The sequence below is a fragment of the Pseudomonas sp. CCOS 191 genome, from assembly GCF_001007005.1.
GTDB lineage: Bacteria > Pseudomonadota > Gammaproteobacteria > Pseudomonadales > Pseudomonadaceae > Aquipseudomonas > Aquipseudomonas soli.
The window spans coordinates 3,718,196-3,743,384 of the sequence record NZ_LN847264.1 but is presented as its reverse complement, the minus strand read 5'-3'; the positions used below and the strand labels follow the sequence as shown (position 1 = coordinate 3,743,384).

The window sequence follows — 25,189 nt, the reverse complement described above, 5'->3', positions numbered from 1 at the left end:
GCTGCACCTCACACGCGCGACAGTTCGACCAGGATGATCGCGGCGAAGCCGATCAGGCCCAGGCGCAAGAGCCGTTGCTGGTCTTTCGAGGTTGGCCGCAAGCGGAGTGCTGCGGTCCAACCGGCGAAAATCAGGGTGTACAGTAAGGCTCGCCAGTAGGCGAGATACGGCGTACTCCCCCGTGCCTCCTTGATCCATTCCAGCTGGGGGCCGCTCAATTGCAGCGCCATCGAGGGAATCAGCAACATGACCATCCCGACGCCGAGGATCAGCAGGCCCCGAACGACCGAGCTCCTCACAGATAACGGCATCATGGCGTGCTCCTTCCCTGATCCGCTCGCTGTAGGCGGTCTGGGCGTGGATCGCGTTGGTCGATACTGCGTGAGGCATCGGCGCCACCGGCGTGGCGATCGAGGACCAGGCTGGCAGTGTTGCTGGCCAGCGCTTGGCGCACTTGCAACTCCGTTTGCAGCAGGCGGATCTCGCGCTCTAGCGTTTCAACGTTACTGTTGAGGGCGGTGGTGGCAGGCTGCGCCGACGCCACATTGGGCTCACGGCTACCGGCCAGCAACGTGCGCTGCAGCAGCATCGCCTTATAGATCACGCTCGACAGCGCGGTCTCGCTGGCCAAACGTCGGGCCAGCAGGTTCTGATCGGGGTCATCCCGCAGGCCTTCGATGACGCCGCGTGAGACCTGCAGCAACGGGCTGGAGACTTTGCCGAGGTTCTCTGGCGTGGGCTCCTCTGCGCCCGACAGCATGCGCTGCAAGCCCTCGAGGTGCTGGATGTAGGTTTCCTGGATCAGTGGCGTGAGTCCGGCACCCGCGCTGACGCGCAGTGTTTCGCAGTCATCGCAGGTCTCCACCTCGGATTCGCCGAGCACACGAGTGGCCCACTCAGCCGCCTCGTCGGGGGTCGACCAAGCCTGGCAAATCGCGCCGTTCTGACAACCTGAACCGACCGCCGAGGTGTCATCGACCGAACGGTTGTGCAGCAGGTTGTAACCCGCCTTGACCACGTCCGAGGTCACCCGGATCGGCGCCTGGCCATGGCCGCCGGCTTTCTGCCCGCCAATCCAGCTGATGCCGTTGTTGCCGTTGTTCGATTCGGTGTCCTTCACCGCAGTCACGGCATCACCGTCGGATTGCTCCAGGTTGTGCTGCATTTCCTGGTTCTGCGCCAGAGCTCCCCAGCCGGCCTGGTCGACCTTGTCTGCCATCTTCGCCGCCATCGCCTGGCAGGTGAGCTTGGAGCGGTCAAAGTCGATGCGCCCCTGCAGCACACCGTTACTCAGGAGTTCATACAGCCCGGGGTTGGCGCGCTGAATGATCATCGCTGGTAGCGACATCACCGCCTGGGTGGCGTTTTGAATCACATTGCCCATGATCTGCTGGAAACCCTGCGTGGCCCCGTTGAGCTGGTTCTGCAAGGTGTTGGAGAGGTTCATGTTTCCGCACATCATGTTCGCGCGCCAGGACAGGCCTACACCGAGTCCGCTGGGGCGGTAGAGCGAGGAGGGCGCGCCCGCCGCCGATCCGCCACCGATGGTGTACATCACCCGGTCGTCCAACACCTGTGCCTGGTCGCCCAAGTGGTAGCCACTCTCGGCGGCGTGGCCAGCGACGCACACGAAAAGACATACCAACCCGAACGAGAGGGTGTTCATCACTGGCCTCCATCAAAGTCGATGCTGAACAGGAAGGTCTGCCCCATGCGTTGGCAGCACCTGTACGGGCGCCACAGCGACCAGGCGTAGGCGCCATCGGCACTCTGGATCGTCGGGGTCGGGAAGATGGCGCAGGTGGTCTGCATCATCGGTACGAGCAACTGCCAGCGGTGATTGTTGATCGTGTTCTCCATCACCGGCTGCGGCGGCCAATAGCCAGGCGCTGGCATCGGCTGCAGTGGCAGATACACGTGTGGCTGGCCAACGCGGGTGATGAAGTCACTAGCGCGCTGCGCCATCACCGCGGCGGCCTTGAAGTCGTCGGGCTGTACCAGGAAACCCTGCCGTGGGTAGACGTTGCCCCACATGTTGCCAAGGGCCTGGCTACCGATCTCGCGCATACCCGGGATCAGTGCCTGCGGGTACACGGACTCGGGAATGGCGTGACGCCAGGCCAGCGGATCGAGCGTGCTGAGGTAGTAGGGTGCAAGCGGCACCGCACCGCTCGGACACGCATACCCGAAACTGTGGGCCAGGGCCGTCAGGGCAGCGCCGGCGGGGTGCCCGATGCCGTCGACATTCTTGAAGCGGGGCAGGTTGTTGCGCTGCGGTGAGGGTGTGATCAGGTTGCCCCCGCCTTGCGACAGGGGGGTGGGCGCCGACAAGGCTGACATCTCGCTCCAGGGGTTACTGCCGGTGTCGGAATAGCTCGACACCACCAGCTCGGGAATGAAATGCCGGACCTTGGGCGAGGTTCGCACCGTGCAGCCGAAAGGCGTACACAGCAGCCAGTAGCAGATCCCGACGACGCGGTACTCCAGGCACTGGAGTGACGTGACGGAGGCAATGATGGCGGGGGTGGTCAGCGCAAGGCACTGCTCGGTAGCCATGAGCGACGCGATCGCGAGGAAGGCGCGACCTCGGCCAGGTTTGCTCGGCTGTGGTGGTCGGCATGGGACATTCAGGTTCATCGGCAGCGCTCGGCAAAGGGCAACGGTGTGCATCCATGCGCCGAGATGCAGCATCGCGGATCAGGCAGAGGAGAGGGATGGACAAACCGAGACTCGGACGTTCGGTTTCTTCTGTCGCCAAGGTGATGCTGGGTTTGTCCAAAATAACCGCTGGAGTACAAATGTTCTCCTGTCGATTATTATTGATCAGCAGGCCCAGAACATTGTCTGTTCCGAGGTTCAGGACATGTCGCGAAGGCGATCGATTTCCGCCGCAATCCGAAGCGCGGCCTCCAGCTCGGACAGCTGATGCGCTTCCATCAGCCGCCAGCGCTGCGCCTTTTCCTCAGGCTCGGTCATGGCCAGGGCGAGGTACAGGCTCGGTGGTACCGCGCGAAACAGCGTCTCCAGCTGCTTCGACAAGACCACGCCCTCGGTGTATTTGCCCGAGGCCTTGCTCGCCGATAGGAGCAGGGTCTTCTGTGCCGGTGTGAGCTTCTTGAAGCGCGCGATCTCTTCGATCTCCGCCGGCGGCATGTTCAGGCAGATCCACCACTCGATCATGTTGAGCATGGTCTGCGCGGCGTCGGGGAAGTCGGCCAGGTTCTGCGTTGCGAGCCAGAACCAGGCACCGAGCTTGCGCCACATCTTGGTACCCTTGACCACGAAGGGCGCCAGCAACGGGTTCTTGGTGATGATGTGGCCTTCGTCAGTGACCATGATGATCGGACGACCGAGGTATTGGTCGCGTTCGGCAAGGTTGTTCACCGTGTTCATCAGGCTGATGTAGCTGATCGACATCTGCGTTTCATAACCCTCGCGGGCATAGGTGGCGAGGTCGACGATCGTGACATCGCTTTCCGGCCAGGGGGTGCCTGGTCGGTCGAACAGCGCACCCTCGAAGCCCTGGCAGAACAGGTCGATGGACTCGGCCATTTCCTGGGCCCGCTCACGGCGCTTGTCGGGCAGGTGGGCGTCGCTGGCTACCGCTCGGAGGGCATCCCGCACATGGCGCGTCATGACTTGCAAATCGCTGGCTGCACAATGCCTGGCCGCGTCGAGGATGCATTCGCGGATCAGGCTGCGGTCAGCCCGGGTGAGGCGGGCCTCTTCCTTGGCTTCGCCCCCGGTGATCATCAGGCGGGCGGTGATCTCCAGCTCGCCCAGCACATCACGCTGCTCGTCACTGCCCGAAGCGTCTTCATCCAGGTCTTCGGTTGACAGGCTTGCGACCTGATCGGGGCGCTCGATCAGCCGCCGAGCATCGGCGAAGGGGGCCAGGCTCAAGCCGCTGCCGGGTTTGAGCTGAACCTTGTTGACGGTCAGGCCGAGGGTGGCGAAGTAGTCGCCCTGCAGGCCGAAGGAGTTGCCGGCTTCGATGATGAACAGGCGCGGCCGGTACACCGCCATGACCTGCATCAGGATCGAAACCAGGGTGGCCGACTTGCCGGCGCCAGTGGGGCCGAACAACAGCAGGTGGCCATTCATGGAGCGGTCGAAGCGGGATAGGGGATCGAACGATAGCGGCGCACCACCTCGGTTGAAGAAGGTGATCCCTGGGTTGCCGGTACCGATGCTACGCCCCCACAGCGGCAGCAGGTTGGCGACATGCTGAGCGAACAGCAGCCGGGTGTACCAGTTGCGTTTATCCCGCGCGGGGTTGTAGACCATCGGCAGCCAACGCAGGTAGCTGTTGCAGGCGGCTACTTCATCGCCCTCACGCACCGGTTGCAGGCCGGCGCTGAGCAGTACGTTGGCGGCCTGGATCGAGCGCTGGCGCAATTGCGGCTCATCGGCGCCACGCAGGTACAGTGCCAAGGTGCCGCGGTATAGCTTGTGCTGGCGGCCAATCAGCGCGCGGGCCTCTTCCACGTCCTGGCGGGTCTGGGTTGAGGCCAGGTTTTCGCCGATGGCTTTGCGCGCCAAGCGGTTGAGTTGCTCCTCGAGCACATCCTGGGGTGTGATGACCAAGGTCAGGCTCATGACGGCCTGCTCGGGTAACTGGTCAAACAGGGCGTTTAGCGCCTCACCCTTGCGGGTCTCGCCGGTCAACTGGCCGATATGGGGTGGCCGGCGCAGTTTGTCGACCACCATCACCGCGTGCGGCTGCTGATCGAAATACCACAGCCCCTGCTCGCTGTCTGAGCGTGGCTCGTGGAAGAACAGTCGCTCGGCAAAGTCGTGGTCGAACGGTAGCGACAGCCCATCGCCGTCATCGGTCTCCGGGTAGGGCGCGCGTCGATAGAATGCCGCTGGTGAGTCGCCAGTGAGGGTGGGGGCTGGGTTGAACCAAGGCAGCAACCAGGCGTAGAAGTCACGTCCGTTCAGCCGACGAGGATTGACCCCGCAGGCCTGCAACGAGGCCACCAGACGGTCACAGGTCCTTCCCAGCAACTGAGCGGGGTTTTGCCCTTCGTCGTCGGCCTGGTCACCGAGCCAGCGATAGACCACTAGCCGAATCCGTCGATTGCTGCCGCGCCAGGGCAGGTGCGACACGACATGGTCGTCGAACAAGCCGCCTGGCTTGGCAATGGCATCGAGGTGGTGTTGCATCGAGGCGAGGAAAGCGGCGGTGAACGGTGTGCCTGTCGCCCGTGGTGCCACGTACTGTTCCAGGCGCTCCAGATACGGGGAAAAATCACTGTCGTCCTGACAGAAGAACTGCACCACCCAGGGTGCCTGGTCGAGCTCGTCGAAGCTGTCCTGCAGTGCATCTTCCAGCGCATCGCGTGCCGCCATCAGCCATTCGGGCTCACGGCCCTCGGTGCCGATCGGCTGCAACTCGAACACCGCGCCCACTGAGCGGTTGTCGTCGAGCAGAAAGCACTGCTCTTCCTCGAGGTATTCGACCCAGGGCAAGTGGTCGGTGAAGCTGGGGTTGTGTGCATACTGGGCGGCCTCATCCGCACACGTGGCGCGCCGACGCTGTGCCGCGCGCCAGGGCTGCCAGCGCGGCGGGGTGCGATCTGCATCATCGTCCATCACAGATCATCCAGGCGTTCGCCGGGCAGCGCGTACTGGACCTTCTCGTAAAGCGGAAATACGGTCGAGTAGCCAGGCACGGGTGCCTGTTGGGTACCGGCCAGGTGCGGGTAGACGTACATCACCAGATCAGGGTTAGGCAGGCGCGGGAACTGGGCGCGGATCTCGTTGGCGGCCGTACGGGTGTAGACGCTTTGGTCCTTGATCAGGCGTTCGGGATCGAGCACCGGCCGGCGCAGTTCGCCGCGAGCCTCCTGCAATTGCTGTTGCGTGCCGACCGCGCCGCCGCTGTTCCAGATATCCAGCATGGTGTGATCGCCATGGGGCAGCATTTCGTCCTTGCTGGTGGTGCAGCCTGCCAGGTGCAGGCACAGCAGCAGGCTAATCCAGGTCCAGTACCGAAACGGATGGGCGTTCATGATTCACTCTCCGGCCTTTGGGTTCGTAGTCGATGCTGATTTCGTGATCCAGGTGCAAGGCCACCTTGGCCCCCGGTGGGACGTAGATGGCGGCGAAGGCTTCGCCATAGAGCTTGTTGATCCAGTCGCGAATATCGCCGATGCCACCGCTGATGACCGAGTTCAGCGCGCTGTTGCCACTGTTTTGCGAGAGCCCCAGGCTGCCGCTGGCCGAGTTGATGAACGAAGTGTTGGTTTGCTCGCTACCCAGCGCGGCCGCGAAGCCGGCGCCGGCCGCAGTGATCAGGCTCTGGCTGCCCAGGTACTGCTGGGCGTTGGAGCGACGCTCGCCGGCGATGCAGGGGATGCCATAAGGATCGGAGATGTAGCCCAGTCCGCCGCGGATTTTTTCGGAGTCCGAGGTCTGGGCGCTGCTGCGGTTGCGACTGACCACCTTCTGTGGCTGTGGCACCGTGCGGACGGTGCCGTCGCTGAAGACAAAGGTGATCGACTCGACCTGGCCGCGCACGCAGGACAAGGTCCAATCGCCGGCCGCGGTACCGCTCATGACCGCGCCGACTACGTCCGGTAGGTCGATGCCGTTGGCGGTGAGGTTGTCCGGTCCCACCAGCACCTTGAACGGGTAGGGATCATTCACTGTGCCGTCCACCGGCACTCGGCCTATCAGGGCGGTCATGGCGATCGAGCCCATCAGGGTCGAGTTTTCCGGGAGGGTGTAGACCGGCTTGGCGCCCTCGGTCCGATCCTGAGTGCCTTCCAGGTCGCGCTCGCCCTTGGCCACGCTGCGCAGATGGTCCTGGCCGCGGTCGATGGCGTTGTTGTCCAGGCCATGTAGATCCTTGAACTTCGACGTCAGCGCCGACAACGGCCCCTCCGCTTTGCTGACTCCCTCCTGTCCGGCACGCGCATTGGATGGCTCGATCCACTGCAGCGCATCCGCCGGCGGTTGTGCTCCGGAGAATTGTTGCTCGTCACCCGGTTCGAGACCGAAGCCCACGGGTAGGTCGGACTTCGCGGCCGGCTTGCTGGTGAGCTGGTCCTTGAGCCGGGACAGCAAGCCCTGGGTCTCGCGGTGCTGCTGCTCGGCCTTCTGCCGGGCATCGTTGGCCTGCTGGCGCTGCTCGGTGACCTGCTGGGTGACACTGCTCAGCGTGCTCTGGATACGGCTGTCGATGTTGCCTTCGCGCGTGCGCAGCCGGTTATTCTCGGTCTGCAGGGTCTCGTTGCCTTTCTTCAGCGACAGCATCTCGCTGCGCATCGCCTTGACCTGGCCAATCAGCGTGGCCACGGTGTCGTGCGGCGTGTCGCCAGCAATGCCGAGGGCCTTGGCCTGCTCCGGACTGAGGGCGGTGTTTTCGGGGTCATGGGCAGGTTGAGCGTCCGGCGCCGCTACCCAGGATTTGCCGATGATCAGCACAATGCCCAGCAGGACCGCAGGTACCAGCCATTTCAGCAAACCGTTAGCTTTCATGATCGGCGGCCTCCGGTGCAGGAGGTGGTAGCAGCGCGTGCTTCAGGTCGCCGCCGCGGGTGACAAGGTACGCCACGGTGGTGTCTTCAGGTGTGCCGGCGTGTCCCAGGTACTCGTGCTGGAAGGTGGCGGCATACAGCGTGGCCTGCAGGTGACGCGGGTCCAGCGTGACCTTGCCCGGCCCACGGTTGACGATCTTCACCGCCGTCACCCAATAGTCCCCCAGCCGCCAGGCTGCCAGCCCCTTGATGGTCACGTGCTCGGTCGGCAGCAGTGTGCTGAATCCTGAGGATTCGCCTAGCGGGATTCGGCGCACACCAGGCAAGGGCGCCACGGTGCGCAGTGGCGCATAGAGGTTCTGCGCTGCATAGCGAGTCAGCACCACCGGTACCGGCGTCGCTACAGGTGCAGCATCCGTCGCGCTTTCCACGTCCGGGACCTGAGCTTGGGCAACGATCTTGACCGGCTCAAGCGACTCGCTGCCATCGAGTGCTTCGATGTCGACTAGGATGATGTCCCCCGACTTCACCGATTGCAGTTGGAGTCGAGTAGGGGGGATGGCTTCCGACGCTCGCAGGTACACCGTCCCACCGACCGACTGCACGCGTAGCTTTTTGGCGATCGCACTGGGTAGCCCGACGCGGACATCCTCATCCAACATCAGGATACGTTCCTGGCCCACCGTCAGCGGCACTGCCAGCGGCAGGCGGTCCCAGTACTTGACCTCGACGGCACCCACAGTGGAACACCAGCCGGTAATCGAGACCAGCATCAGGATCAAAACACGCATCATCATGCACCTCCGGGTAGTGTCAGCTTCTGCGGTGTGCCTTCGTAGCAGTCCAGGGCCAGGCCCCATTTGTTGTGCTCAGGGTCAACGTCGAAGCGCACCACACGCAGCGGATAGCGAACGACCACGCGCTTCACCGGTTCGGCGGCGTAGTACTCGTCGGCATTGAGGTCGAGCTTGACCAGCCAGCTGTGCTTATCCAGTTGTTTCACCCGCAGGTCGGGATCATCGCTATAGCCGCGGCCCAGCACCTCGTACACGCCGCGCACGCGGCCACGTAGTTCTCCGGCTGCCTTGCGGTACTCGAAGTCGCCATCGAAAAACGTCTTGCATGCGGGTGTCAGGTAGGGCTGCAGGGCGTAGATCGCGCGATGGTAGTCGACCTCGCCGTCGGTGGGCCAACGGTTCAGTTGGCCGAAGATGTATAGGGCAAAGGCATAGATATTTTCGGGCGGCACATCCCACCATTTGCGCGTGCTGCCAGAGCGCAGATCCGGCGGTACGTGAATGGTCAGTTCGAAGGGGGCGGACTGCCAGCCGTACCAGAGCCCACTGCACAGCAGCGCCAAGGTTGCCACGGCCAGGCGCAGGCTGTGGATATGCGCCTGCTGCGCATCCACCTTGTTGCGGAAACGGCTCATGGGGCGGTCCTCTTAAGCCGGTTCGTGCGCCGAACAGTCCACGGGCCGGAGTGCAGGATCAGGTATTGAGTGCCGATGCCCCAGTGCACCGCCAGCTGCCACTGCAGGCGTCGATACAGCCAAGTTTCCGGGCGGGCGCGTTTGGCCCGGCGTAGCAGCTTGCCGCCGCCGAGCAGCACCAGCGTCATGTACAGAAACATGCATGTGGGCAGAGTGGCGATGGAGGCGGTGGCCACCGCCAGCGGCCCGCCCAGAATCAGGCCCACCACTGCACCGACGATCAAGGCGACCCACATCTCGTCGTTGGTGAGGCCACGCAGGACCGCCGGATCATGGTTCAGGCGTTCTGGCAGAAAGGTCAGCGTGCCGTCAGGCAGGTAAGCTGGGGCGTCGGACATGGCAACCTCACAGGATCGTGGCGGCTTTGGTGAGGAACCACAAAATCACCACGACCAGCAGCGCGCCGACACCGACCACGGCGCCGAGATCCTTCCAGGTCTTGCGCTGGTTCTGCACGTCGGCATAAACGGTGAGCGAATGCCAGGCTACGCCTAGGAAGGCGAGGGTGGCGATCAACAGACCGAGCAGGATGCCGCCGTCATAGGCGTAGTTCTTGATAGTGTCGATCAGGCCCGATCCTTCCCCGCGGGACGGTGCCTCCATGGTCGGAAGATCAGCCCTGGCCAACGTCGAGCAGAGAAGCACCAAGCCGCCGAACAGTACGTTTGTATAGGTAGCCCGCAGCAAGAGCTGTGGAAGGAGGCAGCGACGGAAGAGTTTCATGGCAGGGTCTCCTGGTTACGACAGCATGAAAAACATCAGCACGATCAAGGCGAGGGCCAGGCGCAGCGTGCTGCCACCCAGAGCGCCGAAATTGAGGTTGCCGGCCGCCCAACCGCGGTAGCTGGTCCACAGCGCCCAGGCACACCAAAGCAACGCCAGTACCAGCACCGATGAGCGCCACAACACCGAGCTCAGCTGCGGGGTAAACCCGGCAACGGCCGAGAATGCGCTGAGTTGGGCGTCAGTCATGCTCATCGGAACGGCTCGAATGAGGCACTTCAGCACGGTACTGGCCGGCCAGTTCGACCAGGTCAGTCGGCTGCGCGCGGGAGGGCGACAAGTATTTTTGGATGCCTTGACGCACACGCTCAAGGTCCGCAACGAACCTCGGGTAATCGAAGCGATAGCGGGCTCCAGCATCATCGACTGAGTCGGTGCTTGCGCGGTCGGCCAAGAGTTCGATGGCAGTGATCTGCCGCTGTACTAGCCCCAAGTCGTCGCGCTCAGGAACGTTCTGCGCATTCGCCGTAAATGCTACTAGGCAGGCGATCATCAATAGGTGAGAGTGCTTTGCCATCACGACCTCCAGAGCTGTGTCTGGCCGCTATGGTGCCGAGGCAGAAAGACCTAGGTATTGAGATAAAAGGAAAGGCGTTCTCTCGAAATATCTCGCTGGGTTCTTCTCGACTTCGGTATGGCGTCATCTTGGGATGCGAAATGAGATGAGTGCATTACGAGATCTTGAATGATCCTCTCGCTCGCAAAGTCAGGGCTCACGTCAGCTAGCTCCCTTGTCGGGTCGCTTTCCCGATCGTCGAAGCTGTGTCTGCTGAACTTTCTTGAAAAGTCAAGGCGGTTTTGTCCTGAGGTGGGATGAGCTAGAATTCGCAGTTTTAACTTATTGTAGAGTCTGAAAATGGAACACCAGCCTGAAATTTCGCATCTTTCTGATGAGCAGGTTGAAGAGTTGTATCGGCGTTATATATCGGGTGAGCGCAATTCTGACTTGGTTGATGAATATGAAATTGATATCTCGCCTAATAGCCTGGTAAAGGTGTTTCCGCCAGTGCAATTGGCCGGTGTTTCGTGCCCTTATTGTGAGCTGCAAATGTATGAGCGGCGAAAAAGTAAGGGTGATATTGCATCTGGTGATACGGTTGGTTTTTGCAAAGGGTGCGATCATAAAGACTATTCGGTTGGTTCTCGGCGCAGGCAGAGGTTCTGTGCGTGCGGGCCCTGTAAAATAGCCCAGCAAAATGCCGTAGAGGAAAAGGAAAGGCTATTTCGTGAGAAGGTTTTTCAGTGTTGGGAACCTCGTATTGGCGAGGCTACTAGGTATGAAAAACTGGATCTTGAAGAGAAATGCTATCTCTTGGCACTGGTGAATGCACAGGCAGACTTAAATCGTTCGGTTGTCAAGTCTGTTGCTGAGCGCGGTAGGGATGTTTGGTTTGCACCTTCTCAAAGCTTGGAGCATGAGATTTTGGTGCTGCTTTACCGGCGTCGTATTCTTGCAGTCGACCCAGAGTCCCCAGTCTCAGCATTTGACTCTAATAATGTCGAGTCGGCAAATGTATTTGGCGTTCGCTGGATCATGAATATTGCAATCCAAGATGGCCGAAGGGCTCCGTTGGAGGATGTGCAGAGAACGATCCTTAAGGATCTGTCTGTTCCGGCTACGGGCTTCGACGCACACCAACTGAAAACCTTGGCAAAAAATATTCTTGTAGAACAAGCTGTCCGGCAAATTAATTATCAATGTGATCGATTGTCTTTGCCGTTTAGTGCTGAGAAAAAAGGTAGGGATGTTGTTGGGGTTCTGTTGGTAAATTATAGTCTAGCTGTGATTTGTTATTTTGCATATCTGGCGGCTCGCAGGGCTAATGATTACTACTTGGGTGGCAACATTAGCAAGACGCAGGCGTCAAATATAATGCCGGGAAGGATGGAGGAGTATGGTGTTAAAGCTGAGAGAGAGGCTTGGGATCTGACGTCTAAACGTTATCTTTCGAGCGATCCTAGGTCAGAGCTAAATAAAGTGGTTTTTGATCTGGTTTTGCGAGCGGAGGATGGTGGGTCATACGGGAAGATAGATGATTATTTCCTCTCGGCGCCAAAGGTTGAGGTTTCTTCAATGGCATCAGTTTTTAGCTGCCCTGTATGTGGGTCTAATGCGGTGCACGCAAACGTTAAAGAAAGCTTTATTGTTGTTGATTGTAAAGATTGTATATCTAGATCGCCGATTAGGCTCGTTGAAAAGGTTTAGTTAATTTCGATTGGGTGGATGACGTCTGGCATCTCGTTCGCGTCATAGATACTTTTTGAATGTGGTGATAGTGACTCCGACCATGCAACCAAGAAGCGTTGCGCATGGCAGAAGCACCCAGTTGGGATTCAGCGACCAGGGCAGGGATAGGTAGATTACCCATGGGCTGACCATTAGCGGCAACAATGTTCGTTTGGCTCGGTGATAGACAAAGCTACTCTCCCTGTCCGCCCCAAACTTGCGCAGGTCTCGGCGCATCAACCCGTCGACCATGCCAGTGAGCACCGCAAGCAAGAAAAGTGGCGTGGCCAAAGTGAGAACGGTTAAGCGCACCACGAAGGTGAAAACCGTGAACAGAGCCGCTAGCAGGTAGTCTTGCCCTGCGGCATAAGCTTGAGCAAGCTGTCCTTGCAGCGACGACTCCCGACTGAGTGTCTTCAGGTGGGTGTCGGATTGTGCCCAGCCTGAGCGGACCACAACCCAATCGTTAAGGCGCTCAAGGATTTTCGCGGTTGCTTGCGCCGGCTCCTGCACCAGCAGTGAGCTCCTGAAGTGGTTGCTGAGCCAGCCGAGTTCACTCAGCCACATGGTATGGCTGTGATGCCAGCCCTGTTCTGGCCAGAACCACAGCATGCCCACGAACTCCAGCAGGATGGAGAACAGCAGGGAAGCAAACAGCAGGCCGAGCAATCGCAGGCACAGCTCAAGCGTGCCGGAGATCAGGCCTGGTCGTCGTTGTGTCTGAGGCGGGTTGGATGGGGCTGTAGGCATAAAAGCTCCCAGGTGTTCGCGGGCGGCCAGAGGATCACGGGGCGTGTTTATGTCCTGGTGGTGGCATCTCGGGATCGAAATCGACTGTCGGTGCGCCGCCAGCGCTGGTCCACCAACTCCCTGCGTTGGCGTTGTAGGACTCGCGCATGCGCGCAGCCAGGGCCTGCAGATCCGCCGGCATCGCATCGTCGCTGGCCGGTTTGGGCAGCGGCATTCGCACTTTCCACAGTTGTCCGCCTTCCTGGAACGAAAACATCTGGCCCTTCGGAAGGGCGATGATGTGCGCCGGTTCGATCAGCGGCACGGCCGAGGTGGTGACACGGTCCTGCGAGGACGACGTGAAATCTGTATGCGCATCCGGATCTGCGGTGTCGGTTGCGCCGGAGATCAGGGTACGAGTCAGCACGTTGACCTTGGGCAGCTGATTGGTCAGCAATTCGGCGGTCGCAGTTTCACGTACGCGCAGCATCTGCAGGGTGTTGAAGTTGCCGATGACTTGGCCAGCCTTGGCCCGACTGCCGATGCGTGCCTCGATGTCGCTCAAGGTCTGGGTGTAGGCGGTGACCTGGATACCGGCACCGCCGCCCTTATTAATCAGCGGGATGAACTCGTCGCCCATCAGCTCGTTGAACTCGTCGGCGTGCAGGTTTATGGGTACCTTGTCGGTCGCGCTGGAGGAGTTCGGGAGACCGTGGTCGATGCCATGCTTGTAGATGTGCCCGGCCACGGAGACCAGGTCGGCAAACATCGAGTTGCCGACGGCGGCGGCGACCTCGGCATCGGACAGCGCATCCAGGCCGACGTAGACGATGCCGCGTTTACGGATGACCTGCAGCCAGTCGAAGATTGGCCGAGGATCGTCCAGGTCGGCATAGCTGGGTGCCAGCAACTGGGCCGTCTTGCCACTGGTGAGTTTTTCCAGCAGCGGCAGCAGTGAGGCGACGATCTTGTCGAAGTAGGTGCGGTCGTAGCGCACCGCCGAGCGCAGGCCATCCATCACCGGGTCGAAGAGGCGCTTGGCAGTCAGGTACTGCTCGATGGCTACGACGCGTTTTTCGCGGCCGATCATGTGACGTGGCACGTTCTTCTCGTTGAGCCGAGCTTCGAGATCAACAATGGTCTCCCAGGCCTGCGGGTCATGCCGGGCGAAGAAGTGCTGGGCGTATTCGATGAACAGCGCGTCGATGTTTACCACATGGCGCTGGATCTGCAGGTAGTCGGGGCGCCGGCCGAGCTCGATCAGCGCCCGGGCGATGATATTCACGAAGCGCCAGGCGAACTCGCGAAATGCCGCCGAGTTGCCTTCGCCGCTTAGTTGGCCGGCAATCCGAGTGGCGACTTCCGAGATGCGACCGAAACGGCCGATGGCGTTGTAGCGTGCGGAAATCTCCGGCCAGCCCAGGTGGAAGACGTAGAACTCGTGTTCACGGCCGGCGCGTCGCGCTTCCACGTACATGCGCTTGAGCAGGTCGGCATCGCCTTTGGGGTCGAAGACGATCACCACTTCCTGGCTTGGTCGGTGAATGTCCTGGGTGATGTAGACCTCGGCCAAACGCGTCTTGCCGACCCGGGTGGTGCCCAGCACCAGGGTATGGCCCACGCGTTCGCCCAGTGGCAAGGAGGCTTCCTGCTCATTGGGCTCGACGCCGTGCAACAGCGGTGAGCCGCCTACTGGCGGCAGCGGCCGTACCGGGTTGAATGGGCTGTCCCAGGCGGTCATCCGGGGCAGGAGGGAGAGCCCAGGCGGTGCTTTTTCCAGGAGGTGCTCCAGGCGGCGGGCCCACTGGTATGCGACCGACTGGTTGACGTAGCGGGCCAGTGCGGGGTCTTGTGCTTCGAGCAAGCGTTGTGTGTGCAGCCGGCTCCAGCGAAAGCCACGGCCCATGAACAGGCGCTTGCTGCTGACCGGTATCTGTCGGCTGGTCAGCGAATAACGGGGCAGGCGGCGGATGTTGCGCCGATAACGCAAAACAATACGGGCCTCGTTGAGGCGCTTGAGACCGAAGGCGGTGTAGGCCAGGGCCATGCCGGCACCAACCTCCGGTGACAGCGCCACCGCCCAGGGCGAATGCAGGCACAGCGCGCCGGCACCGGCACAGATGCCCACGGTGTACAGCTCCACTGCCGGGCGCAGCAGGGATTCCATCGCATGATCGCCCATGGCGCTACCTCACTGCTCCAGGCCGGTCGGTGTGATCAGTACCGGGTAGTGCTCCAGTTCCAGTCGCTCGGCGATGTCGTCGCCACTGACTGGCCAGATGGTCAACCCAGGTGCTACCGCTTGGATGCGCTGCAGCCCTGCAGCATCGGGGACCTCAACGGCCAAGCCGTTAGCGCCCAACTGCTTCAGCGCTGGCGCGTGCTGAGTCAGCCACGCCAATGAGGCGGCCTCCGTTCCAACCAGGAACAGCGGGACCAAACCAGGCAGATCCAGTACTCTGCGCGGCACCTCGCCCGGCGTAAGGCGCGAGCTGTGCACCGGCAACACCCAGTCCAGTGTGCGTGGATCGGGCCGTTCGACCGGCGCGGCCGATTCAGCGGCCATGACAGGGGGCGTTGGCACAAGCCATGCCCCGGCAGCCAACGAACTCAGCAGCCCGCAGATCAGTGCGCCCCGGCGTACGTCAATCATGAGCGTGGCCCTCTACGGCTGGACGTGGCGGCTTCAAGGTGCTGCCAGCGCTGGCTGAATTGCATGCGGTAGCGCGCCGCCGGGGCCCCACCCGCAGGCCGGTGGTAGCGACCGGCGGCGACGATCCAGTCACCGACGTCGGCGTAGTGCTCGCGCAACAGGTCGGCGGTGACGGCGAGGTTGCTACGTGGATCGAGGGCATCGCAGGCGGTGGGGTAACGCTCGGGGTAGTAACCCAGGTTGGTTTGCCCCAAGCCGACATCGATGCGCTTGGGATCATGCCGGGTGAGCGCCACGGTGAGTGCGCTGCAGGCCTGGTCACGGTTGGCGAAACGCTGCGGCGTGCCGGCCACATTCAAGGTCCACGGCCAGGGGATGAGCTGCCCACGCAGCAACGTACCGCTCTCCTGCTGGGCAATGGTGAACAACACCGAGGCCGGGATGCCGGCCTGGGCGGCGGCCAACTGGTAGGCCGGCGGGGGCAGGCCGCCAGCGTGGACCGCCGTCCCCCCAAGCAGGGCTAGGGCGAGGCTCAGTCGACGCGTTGCCATTTCCCTTCCACCTGTTGAAAGCGTGCGGGCAGGGGGCGGCTGGCGCCGAGGGTGAACCAGCGGCCACGGTCGTGATTGAGGGTGACCTGGCCGCTGCCAACCTGGGCAGGGGTAATGCCCACCTTGCGTGCCCATTGCCGAATGCGCGCATCGTCGCCCTGGCTGCCGACCAGGTAGACGTCCAAGTGGATGCCTGTGTTCAGCCATTGGCGGAGGCTGGCCTCACAGGTCGAGCACGGGTCTTCCACAAACACCGCATAGCGCGGGCTGCTCGACGGGGTTGCGGCATCACTCACCCCCTGTACCGGCAGCAAACCCGGGAACAACCGCACCCAGGCCGCGGTATAGGCTTTCTGATAGGCCAGTTCGCGCGCAGCACGCTTGGCTTCGAGGCGCACCTGCAGCTCGGCGTAGCGCTGACGCTCCTGGTCCGAATCGGCTTCCACGCCCAGGGTGGTCAGCGGGTCGAGTTGCGGTGACCAGTAATGCCGGGGACCGCTCTGCAGACGCTCGAACTTGGCCCATTCGTCATCGGTCAGGCCCCAGGCCTTGGCCTGTGCTGCGGAACGCGCTTGTTGCAGTGGGGCCCTCTCACTGGACTGCTGCTGAGTTTCGACCGTGGCGGGTGCGCTCCACCCCGGGCCTGTCACCAGGAAGATGGGAAGCAGGAGCAGCGAGAGGGTGGTGAACCGGACCATACTCACCTCGTTAAGGCAGGGGCAGCGAGCGTTCACCGAGGCCAGGCACCTGGAATACGGCCTGGTTCCGGCGAATGTCCATGAGCTGCCAGTCATTCAGACTGTCACCAGGCTGCAGCAGGTGGACGGTCGACAGGGCATGCGCGCCGGCCGGCAGGGCCGAGACAAATCTGACGTCGCCACGGGTCTCGATTCCCAGCAACGTGAAGGGCGGCGTCGGGGCTTGGGTTTTGGCGGCCTGTTTGGCAGGGGTCGCAGGCTGGGGTTGTGCGGATGTCGCAGCCGGTCGAGCCTCGAGGGTGTGGACCGCGGTTTCGGCGTCGCCCAATCGCTGTTCTAGCGTGACCAGATCGGCCTTGGTCGGACCCCGAGGTAGGGCTTCAATGGCCTTAAGCGAAGCGCTCACCCCATCCAGCTGTTTGTTCAACGTCGCGAAGGTCGCGTCCTGCTGGCGCTGGTGCTCCCCCAGCGAGTTCACTTGCGCTGGGAGTGCCGAAACGTCGGCGCTGAGTGCATCGAGATGCCGACGCAGCGCGGGTACTGGATCGGCTGGTGCATTTTCCGCAGCGACCGAGAGCCCGGTCAGTTGCTGCTGGTGGTTGTAGGTCACCGCGGCCAGAACGGCGGCGCCGAGGCACAGAGCCCCGAGCACCAGGGCCTGAAAGTGTTGGACCTTCATGGCGCGGTCTCCAGAGGCGGGAGAGGTGGGACGGGCACCGGTGCGCGAAGGGCGTAGCACACGCTGCGTCCGACCGGGTCGATAACGAGCCGCCAGGCCGGACCGCCGAGGATGGTCAAGGCGTCCAGCAGCGCCATCGGCCCAAATTGGTGCTGCGCGGCCGGCAGGGGGTGACTGAACAAGGTCGTGACCTCGGCGCGGTTGGCACAGAGTGAGTAGCCTGAGCGCTGCAGCACGTGGCGCAGGGCATCACCGACCGTCGCGTGCAGCGCCGGTGAAATCTGCACGGTGATGAGCTGAAACAATGGCTGGCGTTGCTCCAGCGTCGGTCGCGTGCTGACCAGGGTGTAGCGGTCCTGGCGGGCCCACGCCGGTGACTCTGACAACGGCTTGGAGGGGGTAGCCGGAGCGGCTACGGCCTTGGCTGGCGCCATCGGTGGGGTAATGGCAGGTGACGTGTTGCAGCCCGTCAGCGCGAGCATCAGGACAAGGTAAGGACGTACGGGCGTGTGCATGAGCAGGTCTCGACAGAAGTTGCCGACACCTTGGCAACGCGCGCGAGGTGCACCCACTGAAAAACCGAAATTGCCCACCCGGTTTAACTGACCTAACACATAAAAAAGGCGCCCTGCAGGGCGCCTTGGGTCAATCGTCAGTAAACACTGGCAGTCCTGCCAACGGGGCTGCATCGGGATCGAACACCAGAAAGCGCGTGTCGGCTTGGCCGGCCAGCAGCAACAGGGTCATCAACACTGGCGGTACCTGTTCATCCAGCAGGCGTGTGCAGACATCTGCTGCTGAGCAACCGGGACCTTCCACGTGAGCGCTGCGGTGCCAGGGTGTCGAGTACAGCTTGCAGCCGACGGAGCGGTTGCTGACCAATGGGAAACATTCAAAGAAGCCCGCCGGTCGTTCGCTGCGGGCAAGCTGCTCAAGGTAGGCGTACTCGTCGGCCGGTAGGTGAGATGCGCTGATCTCCCAGCTGCGGCTGTACTGGCCGGTGGTAAAGGACAGCTGCTGCATTAGGTGCTCCGCTGCTTCTTGGCTGGGAAGGTCGCCGAGGTGTACCGAGCCAGTCAACCGCTCGGCCGTGACCTGGTACAGCACGGTGGTAACCACACCATCCGCGGGCAACGGCATGCGAAGAAACCCAGAGACATCCTGGCCTTCCGTGATGACGGCACAGTCGTCATCGAACACGCAGGCCTGACAGTTGATGTGGTCGTCGCCCAAGTCCAGCTGGGCAGTGTGCAGCGGGCGGTAGCAGGGCGGGCACTGGTCGTCGTAGTGGATCTGGACCACGCGCTCGCAGGAGAACGCATGGAAGCCGCGGGCAAAGGGGTTGGGGGTTGTGTTGAGCATGGTGGCGCTCCAATTAAAAGAGAACGCCACCCCATGCAGGCGGTGGCGAGAGAGAGGGTTAGATCCAGCCATATTCAGCCAGGGACAGGGGCTGACCTTCGCCAACGATGATGTGGTCCAGAACGCGGACCTCGACCAGCGCCAGCACTTCGATCAGGCGTGTAGTCAGTACGCGGTCGGCGCCGCTGGGCTCAGGGCAGCCGGAGGGGTGGTTGTGGCTGAGGATGACTGCGGCGGCGTTGTGTGCCAGTGCCTTGACCACCACTTCACGGGGGTACACCGAAGCACCGTCGATGCTGCCGAAAAACAATACCTCGAAGTCCAGCACGCGTTGGCGTGAATCGAGGTAAAGCAGGGCAAACACTTCGTGGTGATAAGGCGCCAGGCGCAGCTTCAGGTAAGACGCGGCGTCGGCGGGTGTCATGAGCACTTCGCCGCGCTGGAAATAGCGTTGGTCCAGCAGCTGCAATGCTTCGTTGATCAATGCATCTTCGTGGGCGCGCTGGATTACGGCGGGGTCGAGGGGCTCGACCAGGGTCAGTTGGGTGTTCATGGGCAGAACCTCGTGTGCGGGAGCGCTTCGGGGGAGGGCCTCCGGTGGATAGGATCAGGCGGTTACAGCCGTGTGAAACGATGGCGGGCGCCGTGCAACGTGGAATGGCAGGCTTCGCAGAGGCGAGTGGAGTACGGATCGATGCCGATGCCGGTGTGCGGATCGAAATCAGCGCTGAGCGGCAGCAACGCTTGCACCGCCTCACGCATCTGCGCGACTCGCTGGTCGACTTCGGCCTCGCTGTAATACAGCGACACGGCGCTGAAGTCGTCGTAAGCAACCGCCTGCAGGCAGTCTTTGCAGAGCCAGAAGCTTTCCATGGCAACCTCCGACGCGAATGAACAACAGGCGCTCCCAAGAGCGCCTGTTGTTGGCGGTCAAACTGCCTCAGGCAGATTGAGTTGTTGCGGTGGAGTTACGGGCGGCGGTCGGAGCTGGCAGGCGCTGATCGGAGTCACCGTCAGTACTTGGCTTATCCCCATCCGCCTCCGCAGGCTCCATCGCGTCAGAGGCAGCGTCGGTGCGGGCGGGCGCACGGTAGCTGAATTGGCCATCGACCTTGATCCACTCGATGAAGATCAGGCGGCCTTTGAGGCTGGCGCCGGGTTGCCCCTTGCGTTCGCCTTTCTCGTACAGGAAGGGATCTACCCAGAGGTCGCCGATGCGAAACGCAATAAGGACTTTGCGTTCAGCGCGGACGTCTTCGAGGTGTTCACGGATCAGCCGGTCGGCTTCACCGCTGGCGACCTTGCAGTCGAAGCGGGTGTACTCAACGTCGTCCGAGGCGCCGTGCAAGGCGGCGATGTCGCAGGCCATGAACGCTTGGCCACGGCGAACCGGGACTTCGCGGACCCGGTTCAGGTAACCAATGCCTTGAGTGTGCAGGTTGAAGTAGGTGGTGGGGGCGTTATTGCTTGCAGTGGTCATGGTGGAGCTCCTGTTCAGCAGAACGCGGACATCCACCGACCCTGGCGGCTGGTGAGTTCCGCAAGGGGTAGGTGCAAACACATGATCGGTAGAGAGGGCGCTCATCACCGACAGGTCGGTGACCGTGCGAGCTGCCGAGCGCGAGTCGCACTTGGGGAGAACCACCCGAATCGGGCGCAGCCTTGAAGGTTCTGGCGGCCTGGGTGCTGTCAACGACAGCGGTGTGCAGCTCATCTATAAAACGCAGCCAACCCTCCGTCAACCGGGGATTTGGGATGGTCTGGACGGGCGGAATTCGGTGGCTTTCAGTGGATTTTCAGTGGCGAAAAAATAGCCCGACGGTCATCAGGCTAGGAGGAGGTGGACCACCTTTGATCCGGCGATGTGACACCGGAGTTCGTCGCAAACTCTCCGCTGTCGATACACCTGATCAACCGACCCTTGTCGTGGCCTGGGTCGGAATCAACTGGCACGCATCCGCGCACAAAAGGTGCCCAGTGTTTCGCCGGCGGGCACCGGAGTTGAGCATCGTCGCCGAAGCGGATGACCCTTGAGGCCTGGCACAAGCCGCATGGGTCATCCACCTGGGAAACTTGGAACGCTGAGAAGTTATCCGCAGAGGCGGTGAAGGGTGGCTCCGAACTCTACGAGTCTGACCGAACTGCCCGGAGCGAATCGGTCTGGGGGCGCCAAGTGGCGTGGGGCAAATTCACTACACCAGCGCGGCGGTGCGCCGTCAAGTCATGTCTTCTTCGGGCGCTTGGTTTTGGCTACCGGCTTGGTGCCCTTGCATTCTGGGTAGCGGATGCAGGACCAGAAGCTGCCGCTGCGGCCTTTGCGCTGGCGCATGGTGCTGCGACACTCCGGGCAGAGCGGTCCCTTCGAGGGGGGCGGCTGCAGGGTGAGCGAGGCGTTGCTGCGCACCAAACGGGTCAGCCACTGCGCCTGCTTGGCAAGAAAGCCCTCGACGCTCAACTGGCCCGACTCGATGCGCTCCAGCGCCTGCTCCCACAGCGCCGTCAGTACCGGGTCGGCTACTTCCGGTGGCACCGCTTCAATCAAGGTGTGCGCCGCAGCCGAGGCCGCCAGGCTGCGTTTCTTCTTGGTCAGGTAGCCGTGGTCGATCAGGCCTTGGATGATGGCCGCGCGGGTGGCTTCGGTGCCGAGGCCGCAGCTGTCCTTGAGTGTCTGCTTGAGCTGCGGATCGGCCACCTGGTTGGCGATGGTTTTCATCGCCTTGACCAGCGTGCCCTCGGTGTAGGCTTTGGGGGGCTGCGTGCGCTGGGCAATGGCGGCTGCGTCAGTCAGCGCCAGCGAGGCAGATTCGCGGAGCGTAGGCAGACGTTGTGTCTGCTCGCCGGGCTCATTGCCATGGGTCTCGTTGATCACCGCTTTCCAACCGCGCATCAGGATCTGCTTGCCACGAGCGAGCAACTGATCGGCCTGGCTCTGCAGCAGCACCTGGGTCTTCAAGTATTCATGCTCAGGCAAAAACTGCGCGAGGTAGCGGGCGCGAATCAGCGCGTAAACCGACTGCTCGCGCTCGGACAGCTGAGTGAAGTCGAGCGTGATGGCGGTCGGAATGATGCCGTGGTGCGCGGTGATCTTGCTGCTGTTCCAGGCGCGCGAGCGGCGACACGGATCCAGCTCTTTGATGACCTGACCGAGAGCAGGGGTGGCGGCCACCAAGGCATGGAGTATGCGGGGCACCTCATCGAGCATGCTCTCGGGCAGGTAGCCACAATCGGTCCGCGGGTAGGTCGTCGCCTTGTGGGTTTCGTACAGGGCCTGGGCGATTCCCAGCGTCTCTTGGGCACCGAGCCCGAGTTTGGCCGAGCAGACTTCCTGAAGCGTGCCGAGGTCGAACGGCAGTGGCGGGCCATCACGGACCTGCTCCACCTCAATGGTGTCAATGCGGACCGCTCCGTGTTGGCTCAGGCGCAGTGCGACTTGCCTGGCGGCCGCTTCATCGATGCAGCGGCCCTCATCGTCGCAGACCGTAGTCGGAGGTTGCCAACGGGCCTTGAAGCTCATGCCTTCTGCCACCAACTGGGCGCCGACGTTCCAGAAGGGTTGCGGCACGAAGCTCGCGATGGCCCGGTCGCGTTCGACCACCAGGCGCAGGGTTGGCGTCTGGACGCGGCCTACCGGCAGCACACCATCAAAACCGGCACGGCGGCCCAGCAGGGTGAACAGCCGGCTCAGGTTGATACCCACCAACCAATCGGCGCGAGAGCGGGCCAGCGCACAGTGGTACAGCGGCAGGGTCTGTTCGCCCGGACGTAAGGCGGCCAAGGCCCGGCGGATCGAGTCTTCATCGAGGGCGGAAAGCCAGAGGCGCAGGATCGGTCCCTGGTACTGACAGCGCTCGAGGATCTCGCGGGCGATCATCTCACCCTCGCGGTCAGCATCGGTGGCGATGACCACTTCGCGGCATGTACGCAGCAGTTGGTCGATCGCCTTCAGTTGGCTGGCGACCTTGGGCTTGACCACCAACTGCCAGCGGTCCGGGATGATCGGCAGGTCGTCCAACGACCAGCGTTTGTAATCGCCATAGGTTTCAGGCGGCGCGGTTTCCAGCAGATGGCCGATGCACCAGGTGACGGTGACGTTCTGGCCCTGCAGGCAGCCATCGCCACGCCGGCTGGCTTGCAGTACTCGGGCAATGTCGCGGGCTTGGGACGGTTTTTCGCAGATGAACAGGCGCATATGCGGGCCCTCTCGGTGGGTACCGACAGGGTGGGGGGGTGGTGGTGGAGTACCAGGATAAAGCCGAAACCGGGGGGATCGGTTCGACGTGCCAGCGCAGGGACAAACCCTTATTTGCGTTGCTCAAGGTGGGTGACCAGCGTTTGCAGAAACTCCAGGGAGAACTGCTTATCGGCGCCACCCAGCTCCTTGAAACGTGCATGGATCCGACCAGAGTGAGGCTGATAAGTTAGCGATCAAGGCCTACGAGCGGTTCATGGCTACCTATCTGGAACCGGACAATGGGGAGGCGCGCGCTGTTGATTGCTTGGGTTCAGGAGAGTCCGACGGCCTGGCGGGCATTCCTTGCCCTGGATCAGTGCCTGACGGAGGTGAAGCAGTTGCTGGAGAGTGGGCAGTGCGGGGAAGCTCGGTGAGATGGTTAGCGTAACGAGCGTTAGTGCTGCTCGCCGGGTGAACTGCGCATTCCCTGCTGTATCGCGCAGTGTGCAGTGATTCCACTGAGTTCCACGTTCACCCGGCCTTGCGCGTGGCTTTCTTGCCACCGCCTTTACGCGTGGTGCTGGTAGTGTCCTGCGTTTTCTCGCGCATGGAGACCGAGACCAGGCGGTGCGGCAGGATACCAATGCGCCGGGCCTCGACCTTGAAGGTCACGCGCGCATTGTCCTCGCTGTCTTCCCACTCCTCCTTGACCGTGCGGCCTTCGACCAGGACGCGCATGCCTTTCTGGTACAGGGTGCTCCAGTGCTCGGCATCGCGGTGCCAGAGCTCGACCGGCGCCCAGTAGCCGCCACGGTCCTCGTAGCCGCCTTCACGCGGTACCGGATTGTCGAAATAGACATTCAGCCGCAGCAGGCGCCGCGGCTCATCCGGGTTCGAACTGAACTCCTGGAATTCCGGAACGCTGCCGATGTTGCCTTCACCTACAAATAACGTACTCATGCGGGTCACTCCTCGGTGGGGAAACGGGTCAGGGCGAGCTCGGCGGCCTCAAGCTTGCTGGCACCGGCGACGGCCTGGCGATACAGCGACTGCAGGCTGCTCATCTGCAGGTTCAGCACCACGCGGTTGGTCTCCAACTGATACAACGCTTGCCGCAGCTCAGGGTGCAGATGCGGATGAACCACCGCTTCCTGCCACACCTGCACGCCCATGCGCTGAAAATCCGGACTGCGCCAGCGCAGGAAGTCGGTGCCCGTCGCGCTGTGCTGGACGACCAGTCGCAACTCCAGCAGCGAGAAGGGGGGCTGCGCCATGATTGCCAGCATCACCGCCATCAATTCGGCGACCTGGGTGCGCAGGCGCAGGATCATCGCGGCGAACTGCTGCAGCTCCCCCTTACCCTTAAAAGGCTTTAAAAGGCCTTTTAGGGAGGCACCTTGTGCGAACGCGCGATAGGCATCCGCTGACAACCGCCGGGCAATCGCATCGGCCAGGGTCATGCCTCACCCCCTTCGGCCGGGTCTTCCGGCGCAGGATGTGCCTCGGCCTCCGGCAGGGCAGGTTGATCCGGCTCATCGGGATTCGACGTGGCCTGACTTCGCGCGATGGGGGGGGCGAATTGAGAGCGGCGACTGCCTTCCAGAATGTCCTGCGGTGGCAGGCCGAATTTGTCGATCGCTTCGCGAGCACGGGCGTTATTGGCGGCCATGTCATCCCGACTGACCCCCGCCAGACGATAGCGCTGAGCCAGACCGAACAGACTGCGCAGTTCGTGGGCGCCGTGATCGATCCAAGTTTCCATGTCGGGGCGGCCGATCAATGCCGTGTGGTGGGCGAGCAAAACGCGGCGCACCAGGGTGTCGTAGTCGGTCAGCAGGTAGACCGCAAGAAAGCCCAACTGGCTGCCGATGAACAGTGGCAGGGTGACAGGATGGATATTGAGGTTTTCGCCGATATCGATCTGGGTCGGCAGGGCGCGCTCCACCCGACTGACCTGTTTGGTCAGCCCACGCATTTCAGCCTTAGCCTGCAGCAGCTTGTCCTCCAGCTGCAGCATGAACCAGTCGGCGAACGGGTCATCCTGGCTGCTGGCGTGCTTGAGCAGGTTGGTGACGCCGATGTAACCGGCCATGCCCATGATTGCGTGTACCCCTTCACGGCCCATGCGACCTTGCCACAGACGCGCCGCATGGTGGGTGTGCAGGGTGAGGGTGATGCTGCTGCGCAGAGAGCCCAGGTTGAGCTGGTAGTGATCGGTCATCGCCGGTACCTCGCCGTCGGAATGACGCCGACGATGGGCCGATCCGGGCAATCCGACGCGGATCAACCCGAAGGTGGTCCGCTCGTAATTACAGGCTGGACCTCCTTGGATTCAATGGCATGGGCATCAAATCCAC

At 62.2% G+C, this 25,189-nt stretch carries 28 protein-coding genes; 1 reads left to right on the top strand and 27 read right to left on the bottom strand.

Annotated elements, in window-relative coordinates; genetic code table 11:
• Positions 1-8: 8 nt before the first annotated feature.
• The 12 genes from CCOS191_RS16550 to CCOS191_RS16495 form a co-directional block, all read right to left on the bottom strand.
• A complete protein-coding gene (locus tag CCOS191_RS16550; RefSeq protein WP_046856155.1) occupies positions 9-314 on the bottom strand; it encodes a hypothetical protein in 306 nt (101 codons plus the stop codon).
• A complete protein-coding gene (locus CCOS191_RS16545) occupies positions 311-1,666 on the bottom strand; it encodes an integrating conjugative element protein (RefSeq protein WP_046856154.1) in 1,356 nt (451 codons plus the stop codon). Before CCOS191_RS16545 ends, CCOS191_RS16550 begins: the two co-directional genes overlap by 4 nt.
• Entirely contained in the window at positions 1,666-2,637 is a 972-nt protein-coding gene (locus CCOS191_RS16540) for a TIGR03756 family integrating conjugative element protein (RefSeq protein WP_046856153.1), read from the bottom strand. Before CCOS191_RS16540 ends, CCOS191_RS16545 begins: the two co-directional genes overlap by 1 nt.
• 219 nt (positions 2,638-2,856) lie before the next feature.
• Positions 2,857-5,598 carry a conjugative transfer ATPase gene (locus tag CCOS191_RS16535; protein WP_046856152.1) on the bottom strand — a complete coding sequence of 914 codons (2,742 nt, stop codon included), beginning with the start codon at positions 5,596-5,598 and terminating at the stop codon, positions 2,857-2,859.
• Positions 5,598-6,017 (bottom strand): TIGR03751 family conjugal transfer lipoprotein, encoded by a 420-nt coding sequence (locus tag CCOS191_RS16530; protein WP_046856151.1) that lies wholly within the window; start codon positions 6,015-6,017, stop codon positions 5,598-5,600. The genes CCOS191_RS16535 and CCOS191_RS16530 overlap by 1 nt, the downstream gene beginning before the upstream one ends.
• The gene (locus CCOS191_RS16525; protein ID WP_046856150.1) at positions 5,980-7,488 is read right to left on the bottom strand and encodes a TIGR03752 family integrating conjugative element protein; all 1,509 of its coding nucleotides are present in this window, start codon (positions 7,486-7,488) and stop codon (positions 5,980-5,982) included. Before CCOS191_RS16525 ends, CCOS191_RS16530 begins: the two co-directional genes overlap by 38 nt.
• Positions 7,478-8,281, bottom strand: coding sequence for a TIGR03749 family integrating conjugative element protein (locus CCOS191_RS16520; RefSeq protein ID WP_046856149.1), 804 nt, complete (start codon positions 8,279-8,281; stop codon positions 7,478-7,480). The genes CCOS191_RS16525 and CCOS191_RS16520 overlap by 11 nt, the downstream gene beginning before the upstream one ends.
• A complete protein-coding gene (locus CCOS191_RS16515; RefSeq protein ID WP_046856148.1) occupies positions 8,281-8,919 on the bottom strand; it encodes a PFL_4703 family integrating conjugative element protein in 639 nt (212 codons plus the stop codon). The genes CCOS191_RS16520 and CCOS191_RS16515 overlap by 1 nt, the downstream gene beginning before the upstream one ends.
• A complete protein-coding gene (locus CCOS191_RS16510) occupies positions 8,916-9,317 on the bottom strand; it encodes a TIGR03750 family conjugal transfer protein (protein ID WP_046856147.1) in 402 nt (133 codons plus the stop codon). The genes CCOS191_RS16515 and CCOS191_RS16510 overlap by 4 nt, the downstream gene beginning before the upstream one ends.
• Positions 9,318-9,324: 7 nt before the next feature.
• Positions 9,325-9,702: a TIGR03745 family integrating conjugative element membrane protein gene (locus CCOS191_RS16505; RefSeq protein ID WP_046856146.1), complete on the bottom strand. Its 378-nt coding sequence runs from the start codon at positions 9,700-9,702 to the stop codon at positions 9,325-9,327.
• Positions 9,703-9,717: 15 nt separating this feature from the next.
• Positions 9,718-9,957 (bottom strand): TIGR03758 family integrating conjugative element protein, encoded by a 240-nt coding sequence (locus CCOS191_RS16500; protein ID WP_046856145.1) that lies wholly within the window; start codon positions 9,955-9,957, stop codon positions 9,718-9,720.
• Complete coding sequence (locus tag CCOS191_RS16495; RefSeq protein ID WP_046856144.1) at positions 9,944-10,279, bottom strand: integrative conjugative element protein, RAQPRD family; 336 nt, start codon at positions 10,277-10,279, stop codon at positions 9,944-9,946. The genes CCOS191_RS16500 and CCOS191_RS16495 overlap by 14 nt, the downstream gene beginning before the upstream one ends.
• A 339-nt stretch (positions 10,280-10,618) precedes the next feature.
• Between CCOS191_RS16495 and CCOS191_RS28015 the strand changes: the two genes are divergently transcribed.
• Entirely contained in the window at positions 10,619-11,968 is a 1,350-nt protein-coding gene (locus CCOS191_RS28015; RefSeq protein WP_156177627.1) for a hypothetical protein, read from the top strand.
• Positions 11,969-12,010: 42 nt separating this feature from the next.
• On the opposite strand, the gene CCOS191_RS16485 is transcribed toward CCOS191_RS28015, so the two are convergent.
• The 15 genes from CCOS191_RS16485 to CCOS191_RS16410 form a co-directional block, all read right to left on the bottom strand.
• Complete coding sequence (locus tag CCOS191_RS16485) at positions 12,011-12,739, bottom strand: TIGR03747 family integrating conjugative element membrane protein (protein ID WP_046856142.1); 729 nt, start codon at positions 12,737-12,739, stop codon at positions 12,011-12,013.
• 34 nt (positions 12,740-12,773) lie between these two features.
• Positions 12,774-14,900 (bottom strand): type IV conjugative transfer system coupling protein TraD, encoded by a 2,127-nt coding sequence (gene traD / locus CCOS191_RS16480; protein WP_046856141.1) that lies wholly within the window; start codon positions 14,898-14,900, stop codon positions 12,774-12,776.
• Positions 14,901-14,909: 9 nt separating this feature from the next.
• Positions 14,910-15,371, bottom strand: coding sequence for an integrating conjugative element protein (locus CCOS191_RS16475; RefSeq protein ID WP_231867445.1), 462 nt, complete (start codon positions 15,369-15,371; stop codon positions 14,910-14,912).
• The gene (locus tag CCOS191_RS16470; protein ID WP_046856140.1) at positions 15,368-15,922 is read right to left on the bottom strand and encodes a transglycosylase; all 555 of its coding nucleotides are present in this window, start codon (positions 15,920-15,922) and stop codon (positions 15,368-15,370) included. Before CCOS191_RS16470 ends, CCOS191_RS16475 begins: the two co-directional genes overlap by 4 nt.
• Positions 15,904-16,620: a TIGR03759 family integrating conjugative element protein gene (locus CCOS191_RS16465; RefSeq protein ID WP_046856139.1), complete on the bottom strand. Its 717-nt coding sequence runs from the start codon at positions 16,618-16,620 to the stop codon at positions 15,904-15,906. The genes CCOS191_RS16470 and CCOS191_RS16465 overlap by 19 nt, the downstream gene beginning before the upstream one ends.
• Before the next feature lie 10 nt (positions 16,621-16,630).
• The gene (locus CCOS191_RS16460) at positions 16,631-17,299 is read right to left on the bottom strand and encodes a hypothetical protein (protein WP_046856138.1); all 669 of its coding nucleotides are present in this window, start codon (positions 17,297-17,299) and stop codon (positions 16,631-16,633) included.
• Entirely contained in the window at positions 17,296-17,814 is a 519-nt protein-coding gene (gene pilL2 / locus CCOS191_RS16455) for a PFGI-1 class ICE element type IV pilus protein PilL2 (protein ID WP_046856137.1), read from the bottom strand. Before pilL2 ends, CCOS191_RS16460 begins: the two co-directional genes overlap by 4 nt.
• Before the next feature lie 130 nt (positions 17,815-17,944).
• A complete protein-coding gene (locus tag CCOS191_RS16450) occupies positions 17,945-18,661 on the bottom strand; it encodes a DUF5983 family protein (protein ID WP_046856136.1) in 717 nt (238 codons plus the stop codon).
• A 58-nt stretch (positions 18,662-18,719) separates the two neighbouring features.
• Positions 18,720-19,214 (bottom strand): JAB domain-containing protein, encoded by a 495-nt coding sequence (locus CCOS191_RS16445; protein ID WP_046856135.1) that lies wholly within the window; start codon positions 19,212-19,214, stop codon positions 18,720-18,722.
• 62 nt (positions 19,215-19,276) lie between these two features.
• A complete protein-coding gene (locus CCOS191_RS16440; RefSeq protein WP_046856134.1) occupies positions 19,277-19,534 on the bottom strand; it encodes a hypothetical protein in 258 nt (85 codons plus the stop codon).
• A 67-nt stretch (positions 19,535-19,601) separates the two neighbouring features.
• Positions 19,602-20,141: an STY4534 family ICE replication protein gene (locus CCOS191_RS16435; RefSeq protein WP_046856133.1), complete on the bottom strand. Its 540-nt coding sequence runs from the start codon at positions 20,139-20,141 to the stop codon at positions 19,602-19,604.
• Positions 20,142-20,882: 741 nt separating this feature from the next.
• The gene (locus CCOS191_RS16430) at positions 20,883-22,850 is read right to left on the bottom strand and encodes a DNA topoisomerase III (RefSeq protein WP_046856132.1); all 1,968 of its coding nucleotides are present in this window, start codon (positions 22,848-22,850) and stop codon (positions 20,883-20,885) included.
• Between the two features lie 513 nt (positions 22,851-23,363).
• The gene (locus tag CCOS191_RS16420) at positions 23,364-23,792 is read right to left on the bottom strand and encodes a single-stranded DNA-binding protein (protein ID WP_046856131.1); all 429 of its coding nucleotides are present in this window, start codon (positions 23,790-23,792) and stop codon (positions 23,364-23,366) included.
• A gap of 5 nt (positions 23,793-23,797) precedes the next feature.
• Complete coding sequence (locus tag CCOS191_RS16415; RefSeq protein ID WP_046856130.1) at positions 23,798-24,292, bottom strand: DUF3158 family protein; 495 nt, start codon at positions 24,290-24,292, stop codon at positions 23,798-23,800.
• A complete protein-coding gene (locus CCOS191_RS16410; RefSeq protein ID WP_046856129.1) occupies positions 24,289-25,053 on the bottom strand; it encodes a PFL_4669 family integrating conjugative element protein in 765 nt (254 codons plus the stop codon). The genes CCOS191_RS16415 and CCOS191_RS16410 overlap by 4 nt, the downstream gene beginning before the upstream one ends.
• Positions 25,054-25,189 lie beyond the last annotated feature (136 nt).

Bases quoted from the DNA above. Each gene is read 5' to 3' on its own strand.
- CCOS191_RS16470 (WP_046856140.1), bottom strand. From the start codon at position 15,922: ATGGCAACGCGTCGACTGAGCCTCGCCCTAGCCCTGCTTGGGGGGACG.
- CCOS191_RS16535 (WP_046856152.1), bottom strand. From the start codon at position 5,598: ATGGACGATGATGCAGATCGCACCCCGCCGCGCTGGCAGCCCTGGCGC.
- CCOS191_RS16440 (WP_046856134.1), bottom strand. From the start codon at position 19,534: ATGGAAAGCTTCTGGCTCTGCAAAGACTGCCTGCAGGCGGTTGCTTAC.
- CCOS191_RS16430 (WP_046856132.1), bottom strand. From the start codon at position 22,850: ATGCGCCTGTTCATCTGCGAAAAACCGTCCCAAGCCCGCGACATTGCC.
- CCOS191_RS16450 (WP_046856136.1), bottom strand. From the start codon at position 18,661: ATGCTCAACACAACCCCCAACCCCTTTGCCCGCGGCTTCCATGCGTTC.
- CCOS191_RS16515 (WP_046856148.1), bottom strand. From the start codon at position 8,919: ATGAGCCGTTTCCGCAACAAGGTGGATGCGCAGCAGGCGCATATCCAC.
- traD (WP_046856141.1), bottom strand. From the start codon at position 14,900: ATGGGCGATCATGCGATGGAATCCCTGCTGCGCCCGGCAGTGGAGCTG.
- CCOS191_RS16465 (WP_046856139.1), bottom strand. From the start codon at position 16,620: ATGGTCCGGTTCACCACCCTCTCGCTGCTCCTGCTTCCCATCTTCCTG.
- CCOS191_RS16510 (WP_046856147.1), bottom strand. From the start codon at position 9,317: ATGTCCGACGCCCCAGCTTACCTGCCTGACGGCACGCTGACCTTTCTG.
- CCOS191_RS16410 (WP_046856129.1), bottom strand. From the start codon at position 25,053: ATGACCGATCACTACCAGCTCAACCTGGGCTCTCTGCGCAGCAGCATC.
- CCOS191_RS16445 (WP_046856135.1), bottom strand. From the start codon at position 19,214: ATGAACACCCAACTGACCCTGGTCGAGCCCCTCGACCCCGCCGTAATC.
- CCOS191_RS16545 (WP_046856154.1), bottom strand. From the start codon at position 1,666: ATGAACACCCTCTCGTTCGGGTTGGTATGTCTTTTCGTGTGCGTCGCT.
- CCOS191_RS16520 (WP_046856149.1), bottom strand. From the start codon at position 8,281: ATGATGCGTGTTTTGATCCTGATGCTGGTCTCGATTACCGGCTGGTGT.
- CCOS191_RS16505 (WP_046856146.1), bottom strand. From the start codon at position 9,702: ATGAAACTCTTCCGTCGCTGCCTCCTTCCACAGCTCTTGCTGCGGGCT.
- CCOS191_RS16540 (WP_046856153.1), bottom strand. From the start codon at position 2,637: ATGAACCTGAATGTCCCATGCCGACCACCACAGCCGAGCAAACCTGGC.
- CCOS191_RS28015 (WP_156177627.1), top strand. From the start codon at position 10,619: ATGGAACACCAGCCTGAAATTTCGCATCTTTCTGATGAGCAGGTTGAA.
- CCOS191_RS16475 (WP_231867445.1), bottom strand. From the start codon at position 15,371: ATGATTGACGTACGCCGGGGCGCACTGATCTGCGGGCTGCTGAGTTCG.
- CCOS191_RS16525 (WP_046856150.1), bottom strand. From the start codon at position 7,488: ATGAAAGCTAACGGTTTGCTGAAATGGCTGGTACCTGCGGTCCTGCTG.
- CCOS191_RS16435 (WP_046856133.1), bottom strand. From the start codon at position 20,141: ATGACCACTGCAAGCAATAACGCCCCCACCACCTACTTCAACCTGCAC.
- CCOS191_RS16550 (WP_046856155.1), bottom strand. From the start codon at position 314: ATGATGCCGTTATCTGTGAGGAGCTCGGTCGTTCGGGGCCTGCTGATC.
- CCOS191_RS16485 (WP_046856142.1), bottom strand. From the start codon at position 12,739: ATGCCTACAGCCCCATCCAACCCGCCTCAGACACAACGACGACCAGGC.
- CCOS191_RS16530 (WP_046856151.1), bottom strand. From the start codon at position 6,017: ATGAACGCCCATCCGTTTCGGTACTGGACCTGGATTAGCCTGCTGCTG.
- CCOS191_RS16415 (WP_046856130.1), bottom strand. From the start codon at position 24,292: ATGACCCTGGCCGATGCGATTGCCCGGCGGTTGTCAGCGGATGCCTAT.
- CCOS191_RS16460 (WP_046856138.1), bottom strand. From the start codon at position 17,299: ATGAAGGTCCAACACTTTCAGGCCCTGGTGCTCGGGGCTCTGTGCCTC.
- CCOS191_RS16420 (WP_046856131.1), bottom strand. From the start codon at position 23,792: ATGAGTACGTTATTTGTAGGTGAAGGCAACATCGGCAGCGTTCCGGAA.
- pilL2 (WP_046856137.1), bottom strand. From the start codon at position 17,814: ATGCACACGCCCGTACGTCCTTACCTTGTCCTGATGCTCGCGCTGACG.
- CCOS191_RS16495 (WP_046856144.1), bottom strand. From the start codon at position 10,279: ATGGCAAAGCACTCTCACCTATTGATGATCGCCTGCCTAGTAGCATTT.
- CCOS191_RS16500 (WP_046856145.1), bottom strand. From the start codon at position 9,957: ATGAGCATGACTGACGCCCAACTCAGCGCATTCTCGGCCGTTGCCGGG.